At 64.2% G+C, this 21,306-nt stretch carries 26 protein-coding genes and 1 pseudogene; 9 read left to right on the top strand and 18 right to left on the bottom strand.

Features of this window, described 5'->3' with window-relative positions; all coding sequences use genetic code 11:
- Position 1: 1 nt before the first annotated feature.
- From JQ507_23605 to JQ507_23595, 3 genes are read right to left on the bottom strand one after another with little or no spacing between them, the layout of a single operon-like run.
- On the bottom strand, positions 2-928 hold the full coding sequence (locus JQ507_23605; GenBank protein QRI67928.1) for a transporter substrate-binding domain-containing protein: 927 nt from the start codon (positions 926-928) through the stop codon (positions 2-4).
- On the bottom strand, positions 925-1,254 hold the full coding sequence (locus JQ507_23600) for a cytochrome c (GenBank protein QRI73478.1): 330 nt from the start codon (positions 1,252-1,254) through the stop codon (positions 925-927). The genes JQ507_23605 and JQ507_23600 overlap by 4 nt, the downstream gene beginning before the upstream one ends.
- Positions 1,255-1,288: 34 nt before the next feature.
- The gene (locus tag JQ507_23595; GenBank protein QRI67927.1) at positions 1,289-2,953 is read right to left on the bottom strand and encodes a methanol/ethanol family PQQ-dependent dehydrogenase; all 1,665 of its coding nucleotides are present in this window, start codon (positions 2,951-2,953) and stop codon (positions 1,289-1,291) included.
- A gap of 318 nt (positions 2,954-3,271) precedes the next feature.
- Between JQ507_23595 and JQ507_23590 the strand changes: the two are divergent.
- The 4 genes and pseudogenes from JQ507_23590 to JQ507_23575 all read left to right on the top strand — a co-directional run bounded on the left by JQ507_23590 (position 3,272) and on the right by JQ507_23575 (position 5,452).
- Positions 3,272-3,514 (top strand): annotated as a pseudogene (locus tag JQ507_23590) (EF-hand domain-containing protein).
- 331 nt (positions 3,515-3,845) lie between these two features.
- Entirely contained in the window at positions 3,846-3,926 is an 81-nt protein-coding gene (gene pqqA, locus JQ507_23585) for a pyrroloquinoline quinone precursor peptide PqqA (GenBank protein QRI73477.1), read from the top strand.
- A gap of 286 nt (positions 3,927-4,212) precedes the next feature.
- Positions 4,213-5,097: a hypothetical protein gene (locus JQ507_23580; protein QRI67926.1), complete on the top strand. Its 885-nt coding sequence runs from the start codon at positions 4,213-4,215 to the stop codon at positions 5,095-5,097.
- A gap of 118 nt (positions 5,098-5,215) precedes the next feature.
- Positions 5,216-5,452, top strand: coding sequence for a hypothetical protein (locus JQ507_23575; GenBank protein ID QRI67925.1), 237 nt, complete (start codon positions 5,216-5,218; stop codon positions 5,450-5,452).
- A gap of 3 nt (positions 5,453-5,455) precedes the next feature.
- On the opposite strand, the gene JQ507_23570 is transcribed toward JQ507_23575, so the two are convergent.
- The 4 genes from JQ507_23570 to JQ507_23555 are packed head-to-tail and all read right to left on the bottom strand — an operon-like array spanning position 5,456 to position 8,271.
- Entirely contained in the window at positions 5,456-5,809 is a 354-nt protein-coding gene (locus tag JQ507_23570) for a hypothetical protein (protein QRI67924.1), read from the bottom strand.
- A 41-nt stretch (positions 5,810-5,850) separates the two neighbouring features.
- Entirely contained in the window at positions 5,851-6,561 is a 711-nt protein-coding gene (locus tag JQ507_23565; GenBank protein ID QRI67923.1) for an ABC transporter ATP-binding protein, read from the bottom strand.
- Positions 6,551-7,288 (bottom strand): ABC transporter permease subunit, encoded by a 738-nt coding sequence (locus tag JQ507_23560; protein QRI67922.1) that lies wholly within the window; start codon positions 7,286-7,288, stop codon positions 6,551-6,553. Before JQ507_23560 ends, JQ507_23565 begins: the two co-directional genes overlap by 11 nt.
- A 2-nt stretch (positions 7,289-7,290) precedes the next feature.
- Positions 7,291-8,271, bottom strand: a complete 981-nt coding sequence (locus JQ507_23555) for an ABC transporter substrate-binding protein (GenBank protein ID QRI67921.1) — start codon at positions 8,269-8,271, stop codon at positions 7,291-7,293.
- A gap of 86 nt (positions 8,272-8,357) precedes the next feature.
- On the opposite strand from JQ507_23555, the gene JQ507_23550 reads away from it, so the two are divergent.
- Positions 8,358-8,729: a hypothetical protein gene (locus JQ507_23550; protein ID QRI67920.1), complete on the top strand. Its 372-nt coding sequence runs from the start codon at positions 8,358-8,360 to the stop codon at positions 8,727-8,729.
- A gap of 25 nt (positions 8,730-8,754) precedes the next feature.
- Here JQ507_23550 and JQ507_23545 read toward each other — a convergent pair whose 3' ends face one another.
- Positions 8,755-9,579 (bottom strand): quinoprotein dehydrogenase-associated SoxYZ-like carrier, encoded by an 825-nt coding sequence (locus JQ507_23545; protein QRI67919.1) that lies wholly within the window; start codon positions 9,577-9,579, stop codon positions 8,755-8,757.
- 43 nt (positions 9,580-9,622) lie between these two features.
- Positions 9,623-10,549 (bottom strand): quinoprotein relay system zinc metallohydrolase 2, encoded by a 927-nt coding sequence (locus JQ507_23540; protein QRI67918.1) that lies wholly within the window; start codon positions 10,547-10,549, stop codon positions 9,623-9,625.
- Positions 10,550-10,716: 167 nt separating this feature from the next.
- Here JQ507_23540 and JQ507_23535 point away from each other — a divergent pair, with 167 nt between their 5' ends.
- Together JQ507_23535 and JQ507_23530 are read left to right on the top strand one after the other, a co-directional pair.
- Entirely contained in the window at positions 10,717-11,598 is an 882-nt protein-coding gene (locus JQ507_23535) for a substrate-binding domain-containing protein (protein QRI67917.1), read from the top strand.
- Positions 11,595-12,149 carry a PQQ-dependent catabolism-associated CXXCW motif protein gene (locus tag JQ507_23530; protein ID QRI67916.1) on the top strand — a complete coding sequence of 185 codons (555 nt, stop codon included), beginning with the start codon at positions 11,595-11,597 and terminating at the stop codon, positions 12,147-12,149. The genes JQ507_23535 and JQ507_23530 overlap by 4 nt, the downstream gene beginning before the upstream one ends.
- A 24-nt stretch (positions 12,150-12,173) precedes the next feature.
- On the opposite strand, the gene JQ507_23525 is transcribed toward JQ507_23530, so the two are convergent.
- The 6 genes from JQ507_23525 to JQ507_23500 all read right to left on the bottom strand — a co-directional run bounded on the left by JQ507_23525 (position 12,174) and on the right by JQ507_23500 (position 17,031).
- Positions 12,174-12,470: a copper-binding protein gene (locus JQ507_23525; protein ID QRI67915.1), complete on the bottom strand. Its 297-nt coding sequence runs from the start codon at positions 12,468-12,470 to the stop codon at positions 12,174-12,176.
- A 125-nt stretch (positions 12,471-12,595) separates the two neighbouring features.
- Positions 12,596-13,174: a hypothetical protein gene (locus tag JQ507_23520; GenBank protein QRI73476.1), complete on the bottom strand. Its 579-nt coding sequence runs from the start codon at positions 13,172-13,174 to the stop codon at positions 12,596-12,598.
- 35 nt (positions 13,175-13,209) lie between these two features.
- The gene (locus tag JQ507_23515; GenBank protein QRI67914.1) at positions 13,210-14,058 is read right to left on the bottom strand and encodes an ABC transporter permease; all 849 of its coding nucleotides are present in this window, start codon (positions 14,056-14,058) and stop codon (positions 13,210-13,212) included.
- Entirely contained in the window at positions 14,055-14,807 is a 753-nt protein-coding gene (locus tag JQ507_23510; GenBank protein QRI73475.1) for an ATP-binding cassette domain-containing protein, read from the bottom strand. The genes JQ507_23515 and JQ507_23510 overlap by 4 nt, the downstream gene beginning before the upstream one ends.
- A gap of 59 nt (positions 14,808-14,866) precedes the next feature.
- Positions 14,867-15,844, bottom strand: a complete 978-nt coding sequence (locus JQ507_23505) for a YVTN family beta-propeller repeat protein (GenBank protein QRI67913.1) — start codon at positions 15,842-15,844, stop codon at positions 14,867-14,869.
- Between the two features lie 5 nt (positions 15,845-15,849).
- The gene (locus JQ507_23500; GenBank protein QRI67912.1) at positions 15,850-17,031 is read right to left on the bottom strand and encodes an ABC transporter substrate-binding protein; all 1,182 of its coding nucleotides are present in this window, start codon (positions 17,029-17,031) and stop codon (positions 15,850-15,852) included.
- Between the two features lie 177 nt (positions 17,032-17,208).
- On the opposite strand from JQ507_23500, the gene JQ507_23495 reads away from it, so the two are divergent.
- Positions 17,209-17,688 (top strand): DUF3280 domain-containing protein, encoded by a 480-nt coding sequence (locus JQ507_23495; protein ID QRI73474.1) that lies wholly within the window; start codon positions 17,209-17,211, stop codon positions 17,686-17,688.
- Positions 17,689-17,838: 150 nt separating this feature from the next.
- Here the strand turns inward: JQ507_23495 and fghA are convergent, their stop codons facing one another.
- Positions 17,839-18,678 carry an S-formylglutathione hydrolase gene (gene fghA / locus JQ507_23490; protein ID QRI67911.1) on the bottom strand — a complete coding sequence of 280 codons (840 nt, stop codon included), beginning with the start codon at positions 18,676-18,678 and terminating at the stop codon, positions 17,839-17,841.
- 30 nt (positions 18,679-18,708) lie between these two features.
- Positions 18,709-19,329: a response regulator transcription factor gene (locus JQ507_23485; protein ID QRI67910.1), complete on the bottom strand. Its 621-nt coding sequence runs from the start codon at positions 19,327-19,329 to the stop codon at positions 18,709-18,711.
- A gap of 181 nt (positions 19,330-19,510) precedes the next feature.
- Here JQ507_23485 and JQ507_23480 point away from each other — a divergent pair, with 181 nt between their 5' ends.
- Complete coding sequence (locus JQ507_23480; protein QRI67909.1) at positions 19,511-20,884, top strand: HAMP domain-containing protein; 1,374 nt, start codon at positions 19,511-19,513, stop codon at positions 20,882-20,884.
- Here the strand turns inward: JQ507_23480 and JQ507_23475 are convergent.
- On the bottom strand, positions 20,865-21,278 hold the full coding sequence (locus JQ507_23475) for a DUF1232 domain-containing protein (protein ID QRI67908.1): 414 nt from the start codon (positions 21,276-21,278) through the stop codon (positions 20,865-20,867). The two genes, JQ507_23480 and JQ507_23475, sit on opposite strands and share 20 nt — an antisense overlap.
- Between the last annotated feature and the right edge of the window lie 28 nt (positions 21,279-21,306).

Here is a 21,306-nt window from a genome sequence, read left to right as displayed (position 1 = left end):
CTCAGCGGTTCAGGATCTTGAGCCAGACATCGCCGAGGATGATCGGCTCGCGCGGGGCGAGCCAGGTGAGGCCGGCGGTTCTGCCGAGCTCGGCGATGGTGCCTTTGGCTTGCAGATCGGCGAGCACCTTGTTGACGGCGTCCAGCAGCGCCTTGTCGGTCTCGAGTGCGACGTAACCGCGGTTGGCGCCGATCGGATAATAATAGCCCGACGCTGTGATCTTGGTATCCGGACGGCTCGCGCGGTAGGCGTCGAACCGGCGGAGGTCGAGCAACGTGGCGTCGAATTCGCCGCGCTCGAGCTCTCCGAGCAGGTCGCTGCGGCCGGGAACGAGGTGGGTGATGTCGTCGATCAGCCTTCCCTTGTCGAAGTTCATCAGGACGGCATCGCCCAGCGTGCCGCTTTCGATCGTCAGGCGAAGGCCGGCGAGATCGCCGATATCGGTGATCTTGCGGTCTTTGGCCTTGGGACCGAGCACGACGGTCATCGGCGAATAGATATAGGGCTGGCTCGGCACCAGCACCCCGATCGGGATCCGGCGGCGGCGATCGTCGCGGGTGGCGCCGTCAAAGTCCGGCAGCTTGGCCGTCGTGACGCCGGGCGCCTTCAGCGAATCCGTCGTGAGGGCATAGCCGCCGACCAGCGAGCAGCGCCCGTCCGAGAGCAAGGCATTAGCTTCCAGCGCCGGACTGGAATCCTCGTCGAGCTTGCTCTCGAACCATTGGATATTGAGCGGACGTCCGAGCCGCTCGGCAATCGCTTGCGCGAGCGCGACGTCGAAGCCGGCATCCGGCTTGCCGCGATGATGCGCCGACAAGGGTGGCAGGTCCTCGTCGAGGCATACTCTGAGCGGTTCGTTGCCGGCATGCGTTGCCGCCGTCATGCCGAGAAGCAGCGCGGTCGCGGCAGTCGCCAGGAGGGCCTTCATTGGGGCCTCCGGCTCAGCAGGAAGGCCCAAACGTCGGCGATCTCCTGTTCGCTCAGGATATCGGCCCAGGGCGGCATCTTGCCGTTCTTGCCTTGCTTCACGGTGGTCACGAAGCGAGTCTTGTCGCCGGCGAACGCGCGCAGGTCCGGCGTGATCGTACCGGAGTTGACCATGTTGGGCCCATGGCAATGCGAGCAGTTCTTGGCGTAGGTGACCTTGCCCTGGTCGGACTGACCTTCGAGGTCGATTGCACTGGCTTGCTGTGCGGCCGCCGGGATCAAGGTGATCAAGGCTGCCGCGACGGCGGCGAAGATCGCCGCCGTCAACAGGGGTACTCTTTCAGTCACGTGTGCTCCGCGCTCAGTTCTTGACCGCGAAAACCCACAGCGAGCCGCCGGGCGGCACCTTGGCCAACCGCTCGTCGCCCGAGAACAGCGAATACACGCCGCCATAGCCTGAGTTGACGGCGACATACTGCACGCCGTCCTGCTGCCAGGTGATTGGTTGTCCCTCGATGCCCGAGCCGGTCTGGAACTGCCAGAGCTTCTTGCCGGTGTCGGCGTCGAACGCCTCGAATTCGCCGGTCAACTGACCGGAGAACACCACGCCGCCGGCGGTGGAGAGCACGCCCGAGAAGCGCGGAATATCGCTCGGCGCTTCCCACTTCGCCTTGCCGGTCATCGGATCGATGGCCTTGAGATGGCCGCGCGGTCCGGTGCCCCATTCCCAGGGATCGGTGAGGTCCATGCCGACATACCATTCGCCCTGCTTGAACGTCGCCGGCTCGGACTTGTACTTGCCGCCGAAAGCGAGCGTGTTGGCGTAGGCGAGGCCGGTCTGCGGATTGAACGACATCGGCTCCCAGTTCTTGCCGCCGAGGATCGACGGATAGACCGTGACCTTCTTGCCGTCACGCGCGTCCTTGACGATGTCGGTCTCGATCGGGCGGCCGGTCTTCATGTCGACGCCGGTCGCCCAGTTGACGTTCACATAGGGATTGGCCGCCAGCAGCTTCCCGTTGGTGCGGTCGAGCACGTAGAAGAAGCCGTTGCGGTTGGCATCCATCAGCACCTTGGTCGGCTTGCCCTCGACGTTCATGTCGGCGAGCACCATCTCGGCCACCGAGTCGTAGTCGAACGGGTTGTTCGGCGAGAACTGGTAGTGCCACTTGATCTTGCCGGTCTTCGGATCGAGCGCGAGCACCGAGCAGGTGTAGAGATTGTCGCCGGGGCGCACGGCGGCATTGAATGGTCCGGGATTGCCGATGCCCCAATACACCGTGTTCAGTTCGGCGTCGTAGGAGCCGGTGATCCAGGTCGAACCGCCGCCGAGCTTCCAGGTATCGCCCTTCCAGGTGTCGCCGCCGGGCTCGTCCGGTGTCGGGATCGTGTAGGTGCGCCAGAGCTTCTTGCCGGTCGCGGGATCCCAGCCGTCGATGAAACCGCGGGTACCGAACTCGGCGCCCGAGATGCCGGTGATCACGACGCCGTCGGCGACCAGCGGCGCCACCGTCATCGAGTAGCCTTCCTTGATGTCCGCAGCCTTCTCGCGCCACAGCTCCTTGCCGGTCTTGGCATCGAGCGCGATCACATTGGCGTCGAGGGTGGTGCGGAACAGCTTGCCGTCATAGAGAGCGGCGCCGCGATTGATGATGCCGCAGCAGACGATGCGCGGCGTCTCGGCGGGATATTCGACCTTGGTCTTCCAGATCTGCTTGCCGGTCTTGGCGTCGATCGCGATCGTGGCGTTGTGCGTGGTGACGTAAAGGACGCCCTGGTAGACGAGTGGCTGCGATTCCTCGCTGCGGTCGTCGTTCAAACTGTAGTTCCAGACCGGCACCAGATTCTTGACGGTGTCCTTGTTGATCTGGTTCAGCGTCGAGAAGCGCTGAAGATTGTAACCCATTCCGTAATTGAGAACGTTCGATGTATCAGTCGCACCCTTGACCAACTGCTCGTTGGTTTGAGCGCTTGCACCATAGGATGCAAGAATTACGAGGCTTGCGGCCAGCGCAATGCGTCTCATCATATCCTCCCAATGAACCTTGCTCTGCACGCCTATTCCTGACGTTGCGGACGGAACCATCGGCCTGAAACCAAAACGGGTCAATACGAAAACGTGAACGAACCCCAGCCACGGCAGCAGGCCGGTCGAAGGCGTCAGCTTTTCCGCTGATGCGTCCGTGGCTTACCGTAGTGCGGAATACGCAATGCCAAGCGCGGTTCGCACTTGTGCCGCAGCGCGAACGGTTCGATCAGCTCGACGGCGCATGGGGACAGGCACTTGGACGCGGCTTGGTTCCCCGCTTGTCCGGCGGCACATTGCAATTGTCGATACGTCGACCTGTTCGCGAAGCTCGATCCCGATCATGACGGCACGCTCGGTGTGCGCGAATTACGCGGGCGGCTGACCGCGAAGGAGCTCAAGACGGCGGATCCGGATCACGACGGCACCCTGACGCTCGACGAGTACCTCGCGCTCGTCGAGCAGCGTTTCAGGGCCGCCGGTCCCGACAATGACGGAACACCGGATGCGAAAGAGTTCAAATCGCGCGCCGGTCGGGCACTGTTGCGCCTGCTCAAATAGGCTCGTTCTGCCGGGCGAATTCCGGATATTGACGCTGGATTCCGCGCATAACAAATAAAGTTGCGATTTCGCTCCCGGGCAAGACTTGGCCGACGCAATCCGGTCTGCTTATGCGCGCGTCGTCCTCCGGCAGCCGGAAAATGCCTGACAGATCAGTGTCGGAATTTCCCAGCCGTTTCGAAGCCGGGCTGATGCCCGCGAGCCGTCGTCCGTGTCGGCATGTCCAGCAGCGAAGTCGGGTCCTTATCCGGCCGGCTTGCGCCCTGGAAGCGCCAGCCCTAGCTTGCCGTGCGGCGCGAGGCTTGCGCCAACCTGTACTTGGGAGAAGGAAATGGCCTGGAAAGCACCGAAGATCGTCGAAGTGCCGGTCGGCATGGAAATCAACATGTACGCCTGCGCAGCGCGCAAGTGATCTAAGACAAGTGATCTAAGACAAGTGATCTAAGACAAGTGATCTAAGACAAGTGATCTAAGACAAGTGATCTAAGACAAGTGATCTAAGACAAGTCATGCGAGACAGCCCGCCCGACTCGTGCAGCTTGCTGTATCGAGCCGGGCAGGCGCCTTTCGCGGCCGCGATGCCGCCGCCCGGATAGCTTCCCCCGCATCCTTCCCACGAAACACTGACACCGCGTGCGCGATTGGCAGGCCGTGCTGCTTTGCCCTACAGTGCGGCCTGAGGCGGTGGTCCGGGGTCGATGGGTCTGGAAATCAAACGAGGGCGTTGGGTGGGGGCGCTGTGCGCTGCGGTCGCCGGCGTTGCAGCGGTGCTGCCGCTCGCTGCCTACGCGGAAGGATTTGATACCGAGCACATCTTCGGCTTCATGATCGGCTCCGATGTCGGGGAGGTCGGCGAGCGGGAATTCCAGAGCCAGACCACCGGCCGCTTCGCCAAGGACGGCGGCCGCTACCGCGCGCTCAACCAGGAAATGGAGCTCGAGCTCGTTCCGGCACCGAACTTTCGTGTCGAGCTCGGCACTTCGTTCGGCGCGTACGACATCAACGGCGTCCCGGGCTTTGACGATCGCCGTCAATCGGCGTGGCAGGGCGTCTCGGTCGATTTCCGCTATCGCTTCCTCGGTCGCGAGGCCGCGCCCTTCGGCATGACGGTCGCGCTGGCGACGCGTGCCAACCGCATCGACGAAACGACCGCCGCGGCGGTCCGCAGCTACGGCACCGAACTCATAGTGGCGTTCGACCGCGAGGTGATCCCGAATCTTGCGGTTGCGGCCCTCAACGTCAGCTATGAGCCGGAATGGACACGCATGCCGCGCACCGGTGCGGCGGAGCAGGACGCCACGGTCGGCGTCGCGTTCGGGCTGATGGCCAAGGTGAAGCCGGATGTCCTGATCGGCGGCGAAGTGCGCTATTTGAGGAAGTATGACGGGATCGGCCTCGATGAATTGTCCGGGCAGGCGCTATTCGTCGGCCCAACCGCCTATTTCCAGCTCTCCGAGCGCACGCGCCTGACCGCGACCTGGAGCGTGCAGGCCTGGGGACAGCGGGCCGGGAGCAATGCCGCGCTCGACCTGGTCAATTTCGAGCGCCAACAGGCGCGGCTGGTGTATGGTCTGAATTTCTAGGACGCAAAGGCCTCGAGACCGGGTTCTCGCGTCGTTTCACGGGGCTGTGAAACTTGCGATCGGCTGACTCCGTATTCCGTCGTGTTATCTTTTTCATGGGCACGCTTAGGGATCGCGCATGAACCCGATTGATCTGATCGTCACCGTATGTGCCGTGCTGTCGCCCGCCACCTGCGAGGAGCAGCATCTGGTGTTCAACTGGAATGGCTCGCTGCAGCAATGCGCCATGGCTGCGCCGCCTTACATCGCGCAATGGGTCGGCGAGCATCCGAAATGGACCGCGGTGCGATGGCGCTGCGAATATCCGCACAGCAATGATCGCGCGAGCACGGACGGCAAGCCGCCGGCGGGCTAACCCCTATTTGTTGCAGTCCTTCAGGTCCTTGTCGGAGACCGAAAACACGGCATCGGCCTTGATCTCGATGTCGCGGACGAAGCACTGCCTGGCGCCGCTGTAGCCGACCTTGGCATCGTAACGGCCGGGCTCGACGCCGGTGATGCGCAGGCGCTCGTCGTGGTCGACTTCCTTGTCCTTGTCGTTCAGCGTCTGGTTGGGGCCCCATTCATTCTTGCCGGCCGGCGACAGCTCGAAGCTCGAAATCGTGGCGCTGGTCAGATTCCATAGCCGGATGCCTTTGCCCTTGCTTTGGGCGAGCACGGTCGCCGGCAGCACCAGCAAGGCGACACCAACAGCAATCAACGCGCGCAACATCAAACCTCTCCCTGCAGCTTTCATCCAAGGATGACGGCGTCTCACATATTTGCAAGGTCCAACTGCGAGAGCCGTCGCTTGATCTCGCCGATCTCCGGCTCACCTCGCATTGCACGCGGCGCGGCTATGGTTTCGACGTGAAGGATTCGGGCGGGCCGCGGCGACAGGAAGAACAGGCGGTCGCCGAGGCGGACGGCGTCGTCGAGATCGTGGGTGACAAGGAGCGTCATCATCGTCCGGCTCGCCACCAGGGTCGCGACCTGGTCGCGCAGCCTGCCCGCGAGGGCATTGTCGAGCGAGGCCAGCGGCTCGTCGAGGATCAGGAAGTCCGGCTCGATGGCGAAGGCGCGGGCAAGCGCGACGCGGCGTGCGAGGCCGAGCGACAACTCGCCCGGAAAGTGGTTGCGATGCGCGCTCAGTTCGAGCACCTCGAACAGCGCCGACAGCTTGCCGTCGTCGGCGCCAGGTGCGGCCAGGCGCACGTTCTCCTCGACCGTGCGCCAGGGCAGCAGCCGCGGCTCCTGGAACACCATGCCGAGGCGCATGCCCGGCGAGCGCGCGACATGGCCCCGGTAGTTGCCGTCGAGCCCGGCGAGAATCCGGAGCAGGGTGCTCTTGCCGCAGCCCGATGGGCCGAACAGCACGCCCACCTCGCCGGCGTTCAACGTGAAGGTGACGTTGTCGAGCACGTCGTGCCGCTTCCCGGCCGCGCTCTCAAAACTCTTGCCGGTGATATTGACCTCAAGCTGCACGGAGCCGCCACCGCGTTAGCCTGGTTTCAAACGGCTGCACCATCACCGTCTCGATGACCAGCACGACACCGGCAAAGCTCAGCGAGTAGGCGAGCAGCAGGGGAATGTCGAACAGCTGGAAGGCGACGCCGATCTCGAAGCCGACACCGTTCGGCCGGCCGAGATATTCGGCGACCAGCACGATCTTCCAGACCAGCGAGAGCCCGGAGCGCGCCGCGGCAGCGATATAGGGCGCAAGCTGCGGCAGGATCACATGCCGGAACGCGCGGCCGCGCGGCAAGGCGAACGCCGTCGCCATCTCGTCGAGCGCAGGATCGAGCGCGCGAGCACCCTCGCGCAACGTGACGACGGCGGTCGGCAGCTTGTTGATGGCGATGGCCGCGATCGCCGCGACCTCGGTCAGCCCGGCCCAGATATAGGCCAGCACGATGACGACGAGCGCCGGCAAATTGAGCAGCAGGATCAGCCAGGGATCGCCAAGGCGATTGGCGAGCGAGACGCGGCCCATCAGGTAGCCGATCGCCGAGCCGAGCGCCATCGCCAGCGTGAAGGCCAGCGCGACGCGGGCCAGCGTTGCGCCGAGGTTGACGAACAGCGCGCCCGATCGGGCCTCGGCAATGAGCACCGACAGCACCGCCGGCGGTGCCGGCAGCTTCGCATCGCCGATCACGAGCGAGGCAATCCACCAGGTCGCGATGAACAGCGCGAATGACAGCAGGCGCAGCACCGCTAGTCTCCCGGGATCGCTTGATAGAAGGTGCCGGGATCGAGCTCGGTCGCAGTGCCGACCAGATCGCGGCCGCCGAGCTGCGCCAGCACCCGGTAGAGCACGCGGGCATCAGCCTCTTCGTCAACGATCGGACGGCGCGGGATGCCTTCGCGGTAGCGGTCGCGATAGGCCTGCAACGTCGCCGGATCTTGCGCGCCGGTGAGTGGCGCGATCGCATCCCATTCGGCGTCCGACGTCGCCAGAACCTCTTTCGCAGCGCGCGTCACCGCGATGAAGCGGGCCACCAGGTCCTTGTTGGCGCCAGCCCAGGCCTCGTCGAACACATAGCCGATCATCGCGATGCGGCCCTTGCTGCCGAGCTTCTGCAGGATCTCTTCCATGCCGGCGAGGCGGCGAAAGCCCTTGGCCTCGAGCGCCGCGCAGAAATTCCAGTAGTTGAGCGTCGCGTCCATCTCGCCGCCGAGGGTCTTGGCGGCGAGCAGCGGCGGCGCACCGTAGACGATGGTCGCCTGCGACTTCAGGTCGACGCCGTCCTGCTTCAAGGCGGCCTGCAGCAGCAGCCAGTTCTTGTCGATCGCGCCGCCGGCGACCGCAAGCTTGCGCCCCTTGAGGTCAGCGAGCGTCCTGACCGGTGAGGCAGCCGGCACCATCACCGCGCCCAGCGCGCTCGAATACGGATAGAACTGCAGCTTGGCACCGAGCGAGCGCTCGCGCGACACCCAGGGCCAGTCGGACACCATCACGTCGGCCGTGCCGGAGCGCAGCGCGATCTTGCCGGCCTCGGGGCTGGCGAGCTCGACGACGTCGATCGACAGGTTGGCCTTCTTGTCGAGACCATGGGAGCGAATGACCGCCAGTTCCCAGGCGAACGTTCCGGTCTTCTGCGCTGCAACGCGGATGGTCTCCGCATTGCACGAGGTGCCGAACTGCATGACCGCCAGAACTGCCGCAGCCAACACCGTGCGTACAGACATGATCATCGCTTCTTGAGCCACTTCCCCGAATGTCTTCTTTTCTGATCGACACCCATAGCATAGCTTGCGGGAAGAGAAGAGGAAGCACGACCATGGCAGGAGCTGGCATGCTACGACCGATTGTCGCCGTCCCGGCCATGCTCCTGGCAGTGCTCGCCGGGACTTCCGTGGGCGCGCGGGCCCAGGAGATCAATGACTACCCGACCTCGGCGCGGGCAGAATATGTGTTCGGCTGCATGAAGGCCAATGGCGAATCCCGGCAATCGATCGAGCAATGTTCCTGCTCGATCGACGTCGTCGCCTCCATCATCCCCTATGATCGCTACGTCACCGCCGAAACGGTGCTGAGCATGGCGCAGGTGCGCGGCAATCTGGGCGGCCAGTTCCGCTCATCCGAGCAGGCCGCCAACGCACTCAACGACCTCAGGCGCGCCCAGGCCGAAGCTGAAGTCCGCTGTTTCTAGTCTTGACCGCGAGTTCGCGGACCCTTCAGGTCCCGGGATTCTCGATCTTCCATTCGTGCTCGAAGACGTGCCCGTCGGTGTCCTTGGCTTCGGCGCGGAAGCGCCTGGCGCCGTTCGAGACGTAGGTGAAGCGGATGTTGGGATCCTCGGAAATCGAGATTCCGCCCTCCATCGCCAGCACCGGACTGTCGTCCTGCCAGATGTGCAGCTCGTTGACGAAGAAGGCCGGGATATAGAGCTGCGTGACCTGGTCCATCTGCAGGCCTGAATTGTTCGGATGCCCGATCATGATCTGGGCTTCGCGCGTGCTTGTCGCCGCTCCCTGTTCGGCCTTCGTGAATTGGCGATAGCGCATCTGGCCGAGACGGTTCTTGGCTTCCTCGACATTCTTGCCGGCCGGCGCCGAGCAGCCGCCGGATGCCTTGACATAGACCTTGCTGACATAGAGCTTGCCGTCGCTGAGCTCCGCGACGGCATGCACGTTGGTGTAGTTGTTGACGCGGACTCGCGTCGAGATCTCGGTAACGTTGGCGTCCGGGGCCAGCGTGAATTTCGCAGCCATCGGCGCCGGGTTCTCATCGATCACGAGCGTGATGGCGACGACGCGGCGGCTGTCGCCGGGCGATAGCTTGGTGCGCAGTGTCACCGGAACGATCGCCGCATCCTCGGCGCGCGCCGGCATCTCGATGCCGATGACATCATTGCCGTCATTCATCGGACGGTTGCTGAAGATGTCCTGGACGAGACCCGGCCAGGGATCATAGGTCTCCGCCGCGGGCGCAGCCGGTGTGCCCAGCGCGATCGCAACGAGGCTGGCGATGCAAAACAGGCGGGCGCGATGTCCGGTCATGTTCGCGGAATCCTATGCATCCAGCTCATTATAGGACCAACAGCTACTCCCATTCAATTTCCGAGAATGCTGCAGTTGCGTTGCGGGCGTTGTAATCGTCGAACAATTGCCAGCGCGGACGCTCGGCTGCCGCGGCGTGCTCCGCCGCAGCCGTGATCGGCTTGCCGCTTTTGACCAGTGCACGAATGTCCGCGGCCAGCGTCTCGAGATAACGCCGCTCATCGGCGAGCGCCGCAGGCCACGCGCTCACGGGCCCGTGACCGGGAACCACGCGCTCGGCGGGAATTGCGGCGAGCTGGTCGAGCGCGCGCAGCCAGCCCTTGAGGCTGCCGTCGACCACGGGAATATGCTCGAGAAACACCATGTCGCCGGCGAGCAGGGTGCCGCTGCGTTCGTCGAATACGGTGAGGTCGTTGTCGCTGTGGGCGGGCGGCCAGGCCTTCAGGGTGAGGCTCCGTCCGCCGAGGTCGAGCTTGAGCGTGTCCTCGACCAGCACGGTCGGTGGAATGATCCGCACCTCGTCGATCAAGGCATCGCCCATGGTGCGCCGAAACCCGTCGAGATAGAACTGCCCGCGCGCCGCCAGCGCGCGGGGCAGGGCCTTGTGGCCGACAAAGCTGGTCCCGTCAGCCACGAACGCCGCGTTGCCGAAGCTGTGGTCCGGATGCGCGTGGGTGTTGATCACGTAGCGGATCGGCTTGTCGCTATGGCTGCGCACCGCGGCGAGCAATTGCCGCCCTTCGCGGACGCTGCCGCCGGTGTCGATGACGGCGACGGCGCTATCGCCGATCACGAACCCCACATTGGCGATGGCGCCCTCGTTCTCGCGCGTCATCAATGCAGTGACGCCGGTGTGAACGAATATTCCGGGGGCGACTTCGCTCACAGGCAATTCCGCCTCTTGCGCCCGCGCTATGGTCGGCGCCCAAAGCATCAGGAGCAGCGCAAGCACCGAACCGCCATGAGCCATGTTTCCGCCTCAGTTTCTCCGGGACGCGCGAACGATGTCGTCTCACGTCCGTTTGCGCTGCAACAAGCAACGCGGCGCCGTCGCAATCATTATCCCTGTTGCACGTCATGGCGCGCCGGGCAATTGCTTGACCACGGTGACCTGTCCGCTCGAGAGGAGACCGCGTCATGAGAGTTGTCGGATGCCGTCCTGTCCTGTTCGCGCTTGTCGGTTTCATCGCCTGTCTCGCCGGCCGCGACATCGCGCGTGCACAGGTCAATGAGCAGGGCGAGCTCTCCATCGAGCTGGTCGATCCCAAGGTGCTCCGCATCTGTGCCGATCCGCGCAACCTGCCGTTCTCGAACGACAAGGGCGAAGGCTTTGAGAACAAGATCGGCGAGCTGTTCGCTGAGAAGCTGCAGAAGAAGCTCGACTACATGTATTTCCCGCAGGCGACCGGCTTCGTGCGGGTCACCCTCGGCTCGCATCGCTGCGACGTGATCATGGGATTCCCGCAAGGCGATGATCTCGCACAAGGCACCAACCCATATTACCGCACGGCTTACGCGATCGTCGCCAAGCCGGGCAGCGGATTGGATGAGGTCACGACGCTCGAGGATGAGCGGCTGAAGGGCAAGCATATCGGCATCGTCGCCGGAACGCCGCCCGCGACCAACATGGCCATCAACGGGCTGATGGGCAATGCGAAGCCATATCCGCTGATGATCGACACGCGCTACGATTCGTCGGCTGAGGCGATGATGAACGATCTCGACAAGGGCGAGATCGATGCCGGCATCCTGTGGGGGCCGATGGCGGGCTATTATGCCAAGAAGGCGAACCCGCCGCTGCATGTCACGCCGCTGGTCAAGGAGACCACGGGCCCGAAGCTGGTGTATCGCATCGGCATGGGTGTGCGCGGGTCCGATCAGAACTGGAAGCGGCAGCTCAATCGCCTGATCCAGGAGAACCAGCCCGCGATCAACAAGATCCTGCTCGACTTCGGCGTTCCGCTGCTCGACGAGAACGACCGTCCGATCGGGCCGGAGAGCGCAACCAAGTCGCCATGATCAGGTTCGCGGCCATCCTGGCGGTGCTGGTGGTCGCCGCTTCGCCTGTCCGCGCGCAGGACCAGCCTGCGGAGCCCGAAGGGTATCGCACCGAGGACTACCGCGCACCGGTGCCGGCCACGCTCGCCGGCGCACGCGTGCTCACGACGGATGACGCGGCAGCGATCTGGCGCGACAAGTCCGGTGCCTTCGTCGACGTGCTGCCACGCGCGCCGAAGCCAACCCTGCCCGCCGGCACGGTGTGGCGCGAGCGGCCGCATCTCAACATTCCCGGCAGCATCTGGCTGCCCGACACCGGCTACGGCAAGCTCGCCGCATCGACCGAGGGCTATCTGCAACGCGGCCTGGCCCGCGCCTCCGGCGACGACAAGGCCAAATTGCTCGTGATCTACTGCCAGGAGAATTGCTGGATGTCGTGGAACGCGGCCAAGCGCGTGCTGTCCTACGGCTACCGCAACGTGGCGTGGTATCCGGAAGGAACCGACGGCTGGGGACGCGCCAAATTGCCGCTGGCGGAATCGGAGCCCGAGCCGCGCGAGGGCGAGCATTGAGCCCGTCCTCACGCGTCGTGCCGGTTATTTCTGCTTGTCGAGCTTGTTGATGGTCTTGCCGCCATCGCTGTCTGAGGTGGTGAACGTTACCTTGTCGCCGGCGTGGAAGTCCTCCAGGGACTGACCCTTGGATACCTTGTATTCCAGCATCGCGCCGCCGGCCGCGCCCACCGTTCCGCTTTGCGTCTGCTGGAGCGAGATGGTTCCATTCAATCGGTCAATCTTGGTGACAATTCCAGTCAACGGTTGCTGGGCGAAAGCCGCTGAGGTGATCAGGCTCGCGGCGGCGAGGCTGGTCATGACGATCTTGGCTGCTCTCATCGAGGTCTCCCAACTTCAGATATAGTTGGAGACAACGAACGGGTAGCGCGGTTGGTTCCGGACCGGCGCGGTCAAGAAGCGGCTGGGAACAGGTCAATGATTGCCGGGGCGATCGGGCGGAGGCCTCAATCCAGTTCCTGCTGGATGGTGCGGCTGAGCGCAAACAGCCGTTGATCGATGGTGGTCGGCACCTCGCAGACGAATTTCACCACCCGCCCGCGGTCCTCGAAGATGCGCGTCTCCCAGACCAATTGGTTGCCGAGCTCGTCGACTTTGGCCTGATCCGGCGGCGTGGCGTCCTGCAATGCCTGCAGCTTGATCGTATCGTCGCGAATCTTCTCCGCGGCCTCGCGCTGCTTGCGCATCACGCGTTCGAGTCCATTCATCACCGAGGCCCGCTGCCCATTGAGCGTATCGAACAGGCCCGCGAACAGCAATTTTCCCGCATTGGCCTTGTCGGCTGCGGCGGACTGCAGGAACTCGGCGATCTGCTTCTGCGCATCCTCGAGCGGAATACGGCGCGCCGCGAGCTTGGTCGCGAGTGCGCTGACCTTCGGGTCGTCCCTCCACTTGGTCTCGGCATCCCCGAGCGGCGGTCCGGCCCACACCGCGGCGAGCGATATCTCCGGCACCTTGGCCTGTTGGCAGGGCCAGTCCGGGTAACGCGGATCCGCGGCCGTTGCGACCTGGCTCGACAGCACCATTGCGAGCAGTGCGCCACGTCCTGTTCGCCAGCCTGTCACGCCTCGCCTCCGCCGGGTCCGCGGCGCACCAGGCCGCGCGACGGATCGTAAGCCAGGATCGCGCCGATCATGAATACCACCGTGCAGCCGCCGACCACCGCGAGCGAAACCCAGTTCATCTTGCCGTAGAGCGCAAACCGGATCAGCTCCACGGCGTGCGTGAAAGGATTGCACTGGCAGACATAGTACAGCATCGGGCTGCCTTCCTGCACGCGCCAGAGCGGGTAGAGGGCCGACGATGCGAAGAACATCGGGAAGATGACAAAGTTCATCACCCCGGCGAAATTCTCCAGCTGCTTGATGCTGGCCGAGATCAGCATCCCCAGCGCGCCGAGCATCAGTCCCGACAGCACCAGCGCCGGCAGCACGGTGAGGTAGCCGATGGTCGGCGGCGTGATATCCCAGAACCACGCGATCAGCAGGAAGGCGTAGACCTGCAGCAGCGACACCGCGGTGCCGGCGAGCAGCTTGCAGAACAACAGATAGCCGCGCGGCAGTGGGCTGACCAGCAGCGTGCGCATGTTGCCCATCTCGCGGTCATAGACCATCGACAGCGAGGATTGCATGCCGTTGAACAGCTGGATCATCGCCATCAGGCCGGGCGCGATATAGACCTCGTAGAGGATGTAGGTCTCGTAGGGCGGGATGATCGAGATGCCGAGCACCTGGCGGAAGCCGGCCGCGAAGATGAACAGCCAGACCAGCGGCCTGACCAGTGCCGAGACGAAGCGCTCGCGCTGATGCAGGAAGCGCAGCGCCTCGCGCCACACGATGCCGTTCAGGCAGACGATGTATTCCGACACCGAGAAGCCGCGTCGCTCGGGCGTAGCCGTCGTGCTGCTCATGTTGGCGGTTTTCCGGTGAGGGTTGCCGTTCCGGTCAGGCGCATGAACGCGGTGTTGACGTCCTGGGCGCCGGCATCCGCGATGACGCGCGACATCGGGCCGTGCGCCAGCATCCGGCCCTGGTGCAGTACCACGAGGTCGTCGCCCGGCATGATCTCGTCGAACAGATGGGTTGCCCAGAGCACGCCGATGCCCTGCTCGGTGACCAGCTGGCGGACATGGTCGAGAATGTCGGCGCGCGCCTTGACGTCGAGCCCGACGGTGGCTTCGTCGAGCAGCAGCAGCCGCGGACGGTGCAGCAATGCGCGGGCGATCTCGAGCCGCCGCATCTGGCCGCCCGAGAGGTCACGCACCTTGCTGCCGGCGCGGTCGGCAAGGCCGATACGGCCGAGCACCTCGGCGCTGCGCTGCCGCGCCTCGCGCCGCGAGATGCCGTGCAGCGCGGCGTGATAGAGCAGGTTCTGCGTCAGCGAAAGGTCGAGATCGAGCGTGCGCGGCTGGAACACCACGCCCATCAGCCGCAACGCTTCACCGGGCGTCCGGCTGATGTCGTGACCGAAGATCTTGATCTGGCCGTTCTGGATGCCGAACAGCCGCGTCACCAGCGAGAACAGCGTGCTCTTGCCCGCGCCGTTGAGGCCGAGCAGCGCGGTGAAGCTCGCGGGCCGAACCGTGAAATTGACATCGATCAGCGCGCGGCGCGGACCGTAGCTGTGACTGACATTGCCGATCGACAGCGCCGGCTGCACCGCCGCTACGGTGCCTGCATCCGGCGAAGGCTGGCTCGCGATATGGGTGTCGGTTGCGGTCATGGCTGCGCGATCGTGATCCCCCACGGAAGCTCACCGACCTGAATGGTCTTGATCACCTTCTGGGCCGCGACGTCGATCACCGAGACGTCGTTCGAAACGCCGTTGGTGACCATCAGATATTTCTCGTCCGGGGTGAAATCCATGTGCCAGACCCGCTGGCCGACAAGGAGATATTTGAGCACCTTGTGGGTCGCACCATCGACCACCGCGACGCGGTTGGCGGGGCCGAGGGCGACGAACGCGGTCTTGCCGTCCTTGGTCATGCCGATGCCGACCGGCTGGATCGCCTCGTTACGCAGGCCGGGAATCTCGAAGGTGATCTTGCCGGTTACCTCGCGCTTGACCGGATCGATGATCGACACCGTGCCGCCGATCTCGGAGGAGATCCACAATTCGGAGCCGTCGCGCTTGAACTGGGCAAAGCGCGGCCGCGAATCGACCAGCACATTGGCGACGATCTGGCGCGTCGTGGTGTCGATGAAATGCGCCATGTTGGTGGTCTCAGACGTGTTGATCAGGATCTTGCCGTCGGGGCTGATGGTCATGCCCTCGGGCTCGACACCGACCTGGATGTCGCCAAGCCGGGCGCGCTTCTCGAGATCGATCACGGTGACCGTGTTGTCGTTCTCGTTGGCGACATACATGGTCTTGCCGGCGGCATCCTGGGTGAACAATTCGGGGTCGGGGCCGGAGGGCAGGGTGTCGACGATCTCCTGGGTCTTGGTGTCGATCACCTGGATGGTGTCGTCGTCGCCGACCGCGACCATCACGAACTTGCCGTCGCGCGAGAACTCGATGCCGCGCGGCCGCTGGCCGACCTTGATGGTCTTTGTCACCGTCCAGCTAGTGGTGTCGATCACGGTAACCGTGTTGCCTTTCTCATTCGAGACATAGGCAACAAAAGCGGACGCCGGTGTCGCGGCAAGCCAAACGAGCATCCCGGTCAACAGACGGCGGCGCCACATGCGTTTCATCTCCCTCACTGCAGCTTGCACTTCGTTTCAGGCCGGTCAACTCCGAGGGTGTCGAGTTCGGAGACCTGATGCAGGAAACCTTCCTGCGGCGAGACCGAAACGACCATACGACCGTCGGCCAGCAGGATCGGCTGGCGCAGCTGCAGATTCCAGTCGCGCAAGGTCAGTCGCGTGCCCTTGAAGGCGGCGATCGAGAAATCCTTGCTCTTGAGGAAAGCGATGACCTTCTTGGAATCCCCCGAATTGGTGCGGGACGTGGCTTCCCCGATCATGCGCGCGGCGGTCCAGGCCTGCATATCGAGCGCCGTCATGCGGCGCATGTTCAGCTTGACGAAGCGGTTCTGGATCTGGACCGCACCCCACTGGTCATGTGCCGCGTCCCAGCTGGTCGGCACCAGCCCCGCCGAGCCCGCCACGGGTCGCGGGTCCCAGGTCCGGTAGGGCAGATAGTTCGCGAACACCTCGCTCTCGTCGGCAGCGACGAGCACGTCGTAGGCCGGTGCCTGCTGCGTGAATACCGGCATCTGGCGCTGGATCAGCGTTACGCCGGAGTCGGTGCGGCGCGCGCCGCCGGTGTCCTCGAAGGTTCGCTCCTGGACGATCTTGGCGCCGAAACGGATGGCGGCGCGGCGCAGCGCATCGGCGTAGAGCTTGTCCTGGTCGTGCGAGCCTGCCACCAGCAGCCAGCGCTTCCACTGCTTCCACACCAGGTATTGGCCGAGCGCGTCCGCCAGCATCGAGCGGGTCGGCGCGACATGGATAATGTTGGCGCGGCAGTCCTGCTCGCGCAGCCGGTCGTCGATCGCACCGGCATTCAGCAGCACGGTGCCGCGATCGCGCAGCGCATCGGCGACCTTGAGCAGTGCGTCGGCGGGCAGGTCGGTGATGATGTAGTCGTTGCGGCCGGCGAGATCGGTTGCGACCCTGGCGACATCGTCGCTGTCCTTGACCTTGACCTCGTCGAGCGTGAAGCGCTGGTTGAGGAATTTGCCGGTCGTATTGTTGTCCTCGATCGCAAGCCGCGCGCCGGCGATGCCGTCATTGTCGGCCGGTTGCTCGACCAGCGAGAGCGTCGATTTGACGCCGGCATGGCCGAGATAGCCGATATGGATCTCGACGGGATCAGCCGCCAGCGCTCCGGTCGCCATCATGCTGAGCGCGATCGTGCCGATCAACCATCGGAACATAACTCCTCCCGCAGTCCTTGTTCATTCGGGCATGGCATTGTCGCACCATGCGTTGACGTGCAAGATGACCGAATTGGCCTGGCTTGCAACCCCGCTTTTTGTCGTTGCCAGGTACCAAATTTCGATTGGTTCACAATCATGAGAACAGCGTTCGCGTTGGTCGTATCGTTGCTGGCGATGTCGGCGGGGGCGGTGCGAGCCGAACCGCCCAAGCTCGCGGTGTTCGATCTCGAGTTGATCGACACCAGCCTGCAGGGAGAGATGAACGGGCCGCGCACCGACGAGCAGGCGCGGCTGCTCCGGGCCGGCGACCAGGTGCGCAAGGAGCTCGCGGACTCCGGCAAGTTCCGCGTGCTCGATATCGCGCCCGTCAATGCTGCGGCGCACGGCAGCAATCTTCAGGCCTGCGGCGGATGCGACGTGAAGCTGGCCGGCGAGCTCGGGGCCGACCTCGCGATGACCGGCGTGGTACAGAAGGTCTCCAACCTCATCCTCAACATCAATCTGTACCTGCGGGACGTGCATACCGGGCAGTTGGTGGCCGCGGCGAGTGCCGACATGCGCGGCAACACCGACGAATCCTGGTCGCGCGCCACCGCCTATCTCGTGCGCAACCGTCTGCTCGCGCCGAACTACGGCGCCCCGCAGGCACGATGAGCGACGGATGCTTGGATGATTTCTGAATATTAGAAATATACCCCTGAGTTGCCCGACGTGTCAAGTCGTCTGGTCGAACACCGGAACCGGCCCCTTTGCATGGGGTTGTTTTCGACATTTTTGTATCACGCCGCTTTGGCGCGGGAAGGATCACGCTTTCAGCCGCGCGGCGTGCCAGCGCAGATGATCGGCCATGAAGGTCGAGATGAAGTAGTAGCTGTGGTCGTAGCCCGGCTGACGCCGCAAGGTGAGGGGAATGTCGGCCTTCTCGCAGGCAGCTTTCAGGAGCTCGGGCCGTAGCTGTTCGGTGAGGAAGCCGTCGGCGTCGCCGTAATCGACCAGCAGATCGGAGAAGCGGGCGCCGTCTTCGATCAGCGCGACCGCATCATGCTTGCGCCACGCCTGCTTGTTGCCGCTGAGATAGCCGCCGAGCGCCTTGTTGCCCCACGGCACCTGCGACGGCGCCACGATCGGCGCGAATGCGCTGGCCGCGCGATAGCGGTTGGGATGGCGCAGCGCCACCGTCAGCGCGCCGTGGCCGCCCATGGAATGACCGAGGATCGATTGTCGGGTCGTATCGACCGGGAATTGCTCGGCGATCAGCTTCGGCAATTCCTCGGTGACGTAGCTCCACATCCGGTAATTGGTCGCAAACGGCTGCTCGGTCGCATCGACATAGAAGCCGGCGCCGAGGCCGAAATCATATGCGTTGGCGGGATCGCCGGGGACGCCTTCGCCGCGCGGGCTGGTATCGGGCGCAACGAAGATCAGGCCGAGCTCCGCGCAGGCCTCGCGGAATTCACCCTTCTCGGTGACGTTTGCGTGCGTGCAGGTCAGGCCCGACAGGTAGGTGACGACAGGCAATTTGGCGCCGGCTGCATGCTCCGGGATGAACACCGAGAAGGTCATGTCGGTCCTGGTCTCGCGGCTCGGATGCCGGTAGACGCCCTGCGTGCCGCCATGCGACTTGTTCTGGGAAACCGTCTGCATCGTCGTATTCCTCTGTGTTGGCGCGCGGCGTCAGCCGACACCGCTCTCGATCGCGAGGCGCACCAGCTCGGCCGAGGTGCGCACGCCAAGCTTCTGGCGCATGATCGATGACGTGTTCGCGACCGTCTTGTATGACGAATGCACCAGCCAGGCGATCTCCGACAGGCTCTTGCCGGAACTGAGCAGGCGCAGGATCTCCATCTCGCGCGACGTGAGTTTGGAGAGCGGATTTTGCGCAAAGCCCGGCCGGGCAAAGGCGACATTGCGGGCGATCGCCGGCGGCAGATAGACGCCGCCATTGCCGACCTCGCGCACCGCCTCGACCAGATCATTGGGGTCGCCGGTCTTCGAGACGTAGCCCTTGGCGCCGATGTCGATGGCACGGGCGGCGAACACCGGGTCGTCGTTCATGCTGAACATGATGAGGCGCGCGGAGGCATCACGGGTCAGGATGCGCCGGGCCAGCTCGAAGCCGGAGACGGTGGGCAGGTTGATGTCGATCACGCAGAGATCAGGCTTCTCCGCGACGAACGCGCGCTCGCCGCTCTCGGCATCCGATGCTTCGAGCAGGATGATCTCGGGATCGTCGGCGAACACGGTGCGACAGCCGGAGGCAACGATGGGATGATCATCAACGATCAGAATGCGCATGGCGTTGTTCCGGCGACCTGCTTCGATTCACGTGTCGTCACGTCGGCTTGCACGAAGAACACCTCGGTTCCGACCGGTTGTGCACCTCGCACGGGATTGCGATAGGGTGCGATTAGATAGCCGGGCAAATTTGGCTGTCAACGATCCTCTCGGAGGAGGGATCGCGGTCGGGGGCAACGTCATGTGGCAAAAGCTATCCTTGCGCGCACGGATCAACCTGCTGTTGGCGCTGATATTGGCGCTTGGATTGAGCATCAATATCGCGCGCCTGGTGCTGGAGGCGGGACCTCGCGTACAGGCAGAAGACCAAAGTGTTATCAGGCTGGCGCGCGAGTTTGTTACGACCATCGTGGCTGGTCTCGACGAGGCGCCGGATCCGGATGCGCGGCTCGACCGGATCGTGCAGGACCTGAGCCGGCTGCGTCACGTCAGCATCACGCGGCAGGATGACGCGACCGCAAAGTCTCCCGAGCGAGCTGAGGAGCCCACCGATCCGCGCGCTCCGCCGGAGTGGTTCGTCGCGCTGGTTCATCCCGAGCAGACCTCGGTGCGGGTGCCGATCTCGGTCCACGGCAAGCCGCAATCGCTTGTCATCACCTCGCATCCCGACGACGAAATCGCCGAGATCTGGGACGGCATCGTCACCCAGCTCGAAGTCGGCTCCGCGATCGCGCTCGCGCTTTTCTTGGTCACCATGCTTGTTGTCGGCCGTGCATTGGCGCCGTTGGAGGCATTGTCGCAGGCCATGATCGGCATCGAGGCCGGGGATTACGACGCGCGGGTCGAGCCCGGCGGCTCGCCTGAATTGGCGGCGATATGTGCCAAACTGAACCATTTGGCGGCGACGCTCGGCGAGGCCGTGGACAGCAAACGGCAGCTCGCCGAACGTGCCGTCTCGCTGCAGGATTCCGAGCGCAAGGAGATCGCGCGCGAGCTGCACGATGAGTTCGGGCCCTATCTGTTTGCGCTGCGCGCACATGCCGGCGCGCTGACCCGACTGTCGGAGGTGGACAAGGCTGACCCTGCGGCATTGCGCAAGCACGGCAACGCCATCCTCGAGCAGGTCAATGCGCTCCAGCAGTTTACCCGCCGCATCCTGGAGCGATTGCGGCCGGTAGGGTTGGCCGAGCTCGGGCTTGCGGAAGCGCTTGGCGCGCTGGTGCGGTTGTGGAGCGAGACGCACCCGGAGGTGGAGATCGACAGCCGAATTTCGCCTGATCTCGGTGATACCGGCGAGATGGCCGATCTGACGATCTATCGCATCGTTCAGGAAGCCCTCACCAACGTGTTCCGTCACGCCGGCGCGACGGCGGTCGATATCACGATCGAGCCCGCGGAGCGGCAGACCGGCCTGCGCGGCAGCCGCGGCTGCGCGCTGGTGCGGGTTCGCGACAATGGCCGCGGGCTGCTAAGGGATCACAGGCTTGGGCGCGGTTTGACCGGCATGCAGGAACGGATCCTCGCGCTCGGCGGCTCGCTCAAGATCAACTCCACCGATGATGGCGTGACGGTCGAAGCGCTGGTGCCGAAGGCTGCTACCGCGGCCAGTATTTGAAAGCGGCCCACGCCAGTGCCAATGCGCCGGCGATCCAGAGCACGATGATTGCGATCATTCCCGCCCGACTGGTCGGGCGCTGCAATACCGCGCTGGCATTGGCGCGGCATTCCGCCATCACGTCATCTGGAATGAGCGAGATGGCAAGCCAGATGCCAAACGGCAGCAGGATCAGATCGTCGAGATAGCCGATGATCGGGATGAAATCCGGAATTAGGTCGATCGGCGAGAGCGCATAGGCTGCGATGGCGATCGCGAGGGCCTTTGCGTACCACGGTACGCGCGGGTCACGCGATGCGAAATAGAGCGCAACGCTGTCGCGTTTGAGGTTGCGCGCCCAAGCCTTGATTGAGGAGAAAGCTTTGATCGAGGAGAGTTTGAGGGCGGACAGCATGGCGTGACGCCTGCACGCCGGGCAGCAG

Origin of the sequence: Bradyrhizobium sp. PSBB068 (assembly GCA_016839165.1) — a bacterium.
GTDB lineage: Bacteria > Pseudomonadota > Alphaproteobacteria > Rhizobiales > Xanthobacteraceae > Bradyrhizobium.
The sequence above is the reverse complement of the archived record's forward strand: the minus strand, read 5'-3'. Positions and strand labels throughout refer to the sequence as shown.

Coding starts and splice junctions, on each gene's coding strand:
- JQ507_23605 (QRI67928.1), bottom strand. CDS start 928: ATGAAGGCCCTCCTGGCGACTGCCGCGACCGCGCTGCTTCTCGGCATG.
- JQ507_23595 (QRI67927.1), bottom strand. CDS start 2,953: ATGAGACGCATTGCGCTGGCCGCAAGCCTCGTAATTCTTGCATCCTAT.
- pqqA (QRI73477.1), top strand. CDS start 3,846: ATGGCCTGGAAAGCACCGAAGATCGTCGAAGTGCCGGTCGGCATGGAA.
- JQ507_23580 (QRI67926.1), top strand. CDS start 4,213: ATGGGTCTGGAAATCAAACGAGGGCGTTGGGTGGGGGCGCTGTGCGCT.
- JQ507_23575 (QRI67925.1), top strand. CDS start 5,216: ATGAACCCGATTGATCTGATCGTCACCGTATGTGCCGTGCTGTCGCCC.
- JQ507_23570 (QRI67924.1), bottom strand. CDS start 5,809: ATGTTGCGCGCGTTGATTGCTGTTGGTGTCGCCTTGCTGGTGCTGCCG.
- JQ507_23555 (QRI67921.1), bottom strand. CDS start 8,271: ATGATCATGTCTGTACGCACGGTGTTGGCTGCGGCAGTTCTGGCGGTC.
- JQ507_23550 (QRI67920.1), top strand. CDS start 8,358: ATGGCAGGAGCTGGCATGCTACGACCGATTGTCGCCGTCCCGGCCATG.
- JQ507_23545 (QRI67919.1), bottom strand. CDS start 9,579: ATGACCGGACATCGCGCCCGCCTGTTTTGCATCGCCAGCCTCGTTGCG.
- JQ507_23540 (QRI67918.1), bottom strand. CDS start 10,549: ATGGCTCATGGCGGTTCGGTGCTTGCGCTGCTCCTGATGCTTTGGGCG.
- JQ507_23535 (QRI67917.1), top strand. CDS start 10,717: ATGAGAGTTGTCGGATGCCGTCCTGTCCTGTTCGCGCTTGTCGGTTTC.
- JQ507_23530 (QRI67916.1), top strand. CDS start 11,595: ATGATCAGGTTCGCGGCCATCCTGGCGGTGCTGGTGGTCGCCGCTTCG.
- JQ507_23525 (QRI67915.1), bottom strand. CDS start 12,470: ATGAGAGCAGCCAAGATCGTCATGACCAGCCTCGCCGCCGCGAGCCTG.
- JQ507_23520 (QRI73476.1), bottom strand. CDS start 13,174: ATGGTGCTGTCGAGCCAGGTCGCAACGGCCGCGGATCCGCGTTACCCG.
- JQ507_23515 (QRI67914.1), bottom strand. CDS start 14,058: ATGAGCAGCACGACGGCTACGCCCGAGCGACGCGGCTTCTCGGTGTCG.
- JQ507_23505 (QRI67913.1), bottom strand. CDS start 15,844: ATGAAACGCATGTGGCGCCGCCGTCTGTTGACCGGGATGCTCGTTTGG.
- JQ507_23500 (QRI67912.1), bottom strand. CDS start 17,031: ATGTTCCGATGGTTGATCGGCACGATCGCGCTCAGCATGATGGCGACC.
- JQ507_23495 (QRI73474.1), top strand. CDS start 17,209: ATGTCGGCGGGGGCGGTGCGAGCCGAACCGCCCAAGCTCGCGGTGTTC.
- fghA (QRI67911.1), bottom strand. CDS start 18,678: ATGCAGACGGTTTCCCAGAACAAGTCGCATGGCGGCACGCAGGGCGTC.
- JQ507_23485 (QRI67910.1), bottom strand. CDS start 19,329: ATGCGCATTCTGATCGTTGATGATCATCCCATCGTTGCCTCCGGCTGT.
- JQ507_23480 (QRI67909.1), top strand. CDS start 19,511: ATGTGGCAAAAGCTATCCTTGCGCGCACGGATCAACCTGCTGTTGGCG.
- JQ507_23475 (QRI67908.1), bottom strand. CDS start 21,278: ATGCTGTCCGCCCTCAAACTCTCCTCGATCAAAGCTTTCTCCTCAATC.